The organism is Mesorhizobium sp. M1E.F.Ca.ET.041.01.1.1, from assembly GCF_003997355.1.
GTDB lineage: Bacteria > Pseudomonadota > Alphaproteobacteria > Rhizobiales > Rhizobiaceae > Mesorhizobium.
This window is the reverse complement of record NZ_RZSL01001059.1, coordinates 1-1,147: the sequence shown is the minus strand read 5'-3', so window position 1 is coordinate 1,147 and position 1,147 is coordinate 1. Positions and strand designations below refer to the sequence as shown.

The following is a 1,147-nucleotide window of genomic DNA, read 5'->3' as shown; positions in this document are numbered from 1 at the left end:
GGTGACCGCGTCACCGTGCCCTTCGCCGTCGGCTGCGGCCGCTGCTTCGAATGCACCTCCGGCAACCATCAGGTCTGCGAGCACCAGACCCAGCCGGGCTTCACTGGCTGGGGCTCGTTCGCCGAATATGTCGGCATCGAGCATGCCGACACCAATCTCGTGCGCCTGCCGGACGAAATGGAATTCGCCACCGCCGCCAGCCTCGGCTGCCGTTTCGTCACCTCGTTCCGCGCCATCGTCGACCAGGGCCGGGTGACGCCGGGCGAATGGGTGGCGGTGCATGGCTGCGGCGGCGTCGGCCTTTCCGCCATCATGATCGCCAGCGCCATGGGCGCCAATGTCATCGCCATCGACCTCACGGATGAGAAGCTGGAGTTTGCCAAGAAGATCGGCGCGGTGGCGACGATCAATGCCTCGACGACGCCCAATGTGGTCAAGGCGGTCAAGCAGATCACCAATGGCGGCGCGCATATGTCGATGGACGCGCTCGGCCACCCGACCACCTCGTTCAACTCGATCGCCAATCTGCGCCGGCGCGGCCGCCACGTTCAGGTCGGGCTGATGCTGGGCGAACATGCCCGCCCGCAGATACCAATGGACAAGGTGATCGCCTTCGAGCTCGAAATCCGCGGCAGCCACGGCATGCAGGCCTACCGCTATTCAGCGATGATGGAGATGATCCGAACCGGCAAGCTGAAGCCCGAGTTGCTGGTTGGCAAGAGGATCAGCCTCGAGGAAGCGCCCGCCGCGTTGATGGCGATGGGCGGTTTTGAAGGCATCGGCATCGGCGTGGTGACGAAGTTTTGAGTAGACCTTCTACCGCGCAAACTTCTTCGCCCCGAACACGCAGGCCACCACGCCAAGCGTGACGACCACCATCAGCGGGCTCACCTGTTCGTGCAGCAGCGTCGCCGCCAGCGCCAAGCCGAAGAAGGGCTGCAGCAATTGCAACTGCCCGACGGCGGCGATGCCGCCCTGCGCCAGGCCGCGATACCAGAACACGAAGCCGATCACCATGCTGAACAGCGAGACATAAGCGAGGCCGATCCAGGCGCCGGAGCCGACGCCGGCGAAGGACGGCGGCAGCGTCGCAAAAGTCAACGCCAGCATGACCGGCAGCGACAGCGCCAGCGCCCAGCAGATCGCC

Annotated in this window: 2 protein-coding genes; one reads left to right on the top strand and one right to left on the bottom strand. The window is 65.1% G+C overall.

The annotated features are described in order from the left end of the window. A partial coding sequence (locus EOA38_RS37320; RefSeq protein WP_127301560.1) for a zinc-dependent alcohol dehydrogenase family protein occupies positions 1-807 on the top strand: 807 nt, incomplete at its 5' end. Between the two features lie 9 nt (positions 808-816). On the opposite strand, the gene EOA38_RS37315 is transcribed toward EOA38_RS37320, so the two are convergent. Beyond that, the coding region (locus EOA38_RS37315) for a DMT family transporter (RefSeq protein WP_145966324.1) at positions 817-1,147 on the bottom strand (331 nt) is incomplete at its 5' end.